Consider the following 1,605-nt stretch of genomic DNA (forward strand, 5'->3'; position numbering starts at 1 on the left):
TTGCGGTGGTGGCAGATGAAGTCCGTACACTGGCAGCCCGTACCACGCAAGCAACCCAAGAGATCAACGCAATGCTGCAGTCGATCCAGCAAGGAGCGACCGGCGCAGTGAAAGGGATGAATACCTGCGCCGACAGCATGGGCACAGTGCGGGAGACCACGGATCACTCCAGCAACACCATGGCTCAGGTAGATCAGAGTTCACGCAAGGTGGTTGGACTGATCCAGGAGATCAGCTCCATGCTCCATGAACAGGCGGCAGCCAGCCAGCTGATTGCCCAATCCGTCGAAGAGATCACCCAGATGTCAGTGGAAAACGTGGCGGCAGCGGAGAGCGTGAACCACGATGCCTCCCAGCTCACCGACATCATTCAGCAACTCGATCAAGGGATCCGCTTCTTCAAGGTATAAACAGTGGGCAGACAACAAGCTTCAGGCTGGTTGTCTGCCCTGCGTCATTGTTTAATATGGTTTTTATGCTGCATGGTACGGTTTTTTTTACAACTCACTATCCAGTCTGAAAATTGTGAGTGACAGAGGTTGTGGCGGGAGTAATATCCCGCCACTTTTTTTATCTTATGTATCTTGTGACATGCCTAAAGCGAGGAGACGAGACATGTTTGCAGCGAAATGGCAGAGAGGAAAATAATCTATGCGGAGTGATTTAACATGACCCTGTTTCAAACAAAGAGATGAAGAGGTCCGTTATAAGACGGACTGATTAGCCAGCCCCCGAGTTCAGCTGACCTGACGATATTGCTCGGTCACCACGATGCGAGATTTCATCCGGTTATTCATCACCTTGATCACACCGAAACGAGGCAGGATCTTGCTGGTGGTCAATACCAGATCTGCGGTCAGGTTCAAACAGACGCTGGCCTGCTCACCGGATTCAATGACCATGAACTCCCCTTTGCCATGGGGGGTATTCATCAAGACCAGATCACCATTTTGTGGCACGATGACCGGATGTTGTTCACTAAAAAACCAGCTTTGCGGCATCAGCGGTTTATAAAAACGGCTGACGGCGATGGCATTAAGTACCAGTTGTACCTGATGGGGAATACTCCATTCCAGTTCGGCAGCTTTATCCATCAACTGATAATAGAGTGCCGCGTCGTCGACACAGAATGGCTGGGTAGCAAATGAGCTGGGTACCAGTTGCCGCCCTTGATACTCGGTGGCAAATAACATGTTATCAGACAGGTCCAACATCAGACGGTCACTTTGGGCATCATAGTGCCATTGCCAGCTATCGGTCGGTTGGATAAACATGTTGGAGCCCTTACTTGAAATTTCGTCCATTGACTTTATTCCATGTAGATAAAATCAGCAACGTCGAATAAAGGGCTCCACCCTATTTCTTATATATTGGTCACGATCTCTTTGACCAGACCAGGTCCTTTATAAATAAAACCGCTGTAAATTTGTACCAGACTGGCACCAGCAGCCAATTTTTCACGGGCTGCCATGGCACTATCAATGCCGCCCACCCCGATAATTGGCAGAGCACCATTGAGCGCCTTGGCCAGATGACGGATCACTTCGGTGCTCTTGTGTTGCAGCGGACGACCACTCAAGCCACCCGCTTCACCGGCATGGGGCA

The 1,605-nt window shown here is 50.3% G+C and carries 2 protein-coding genes and 1 pseudogene; 1 reads left to right on the forward strand and 2 read right to left on the reverse strand.

Annotation, left to right across the window (positions count from 1 at the left end; translation table 11 throughout):
* The coding region (locus tag LD28_RS0113015) for a methyl-accepting chemotaxis protein (RefSeq protein WP_033137389.1) at positions 1-410 on the forward strand (410 nt) is incomplete at its 5' end.
* A 327-nt stretch (positions 411-737) separates the two neighbouring features.
* Here the strand turns inward: LD28_RS0113015 and LD28_RS0113020 are convergent.
* Entirely contained in the window at positions 738-1,274 is a 537-nt protein-coding gene (locus LD28_RS0113020; protein ID WP_033137391.1) for a cell division protein ZapC, read from the reverse strand.
* Between the two features lie 89 nt (positions 1,275-1,363).
* Positions 1,364-1,605 (reverse strand): annotated as a pseudogene (locus LD28_RS0113025) (quinone-dependent dihydroorotate dehydrogenase); the annotation flags it as partial.

This window comes from Aeromonas finlandensis (assembly GCF_000764645.1).
Classification (GTDB): Bacteria; Pseudomonadota; Gammaproteobacteria; order Enterobacterales; family Aeromonadaceae; genus Aeromonas; species Aeromonas finlandensis.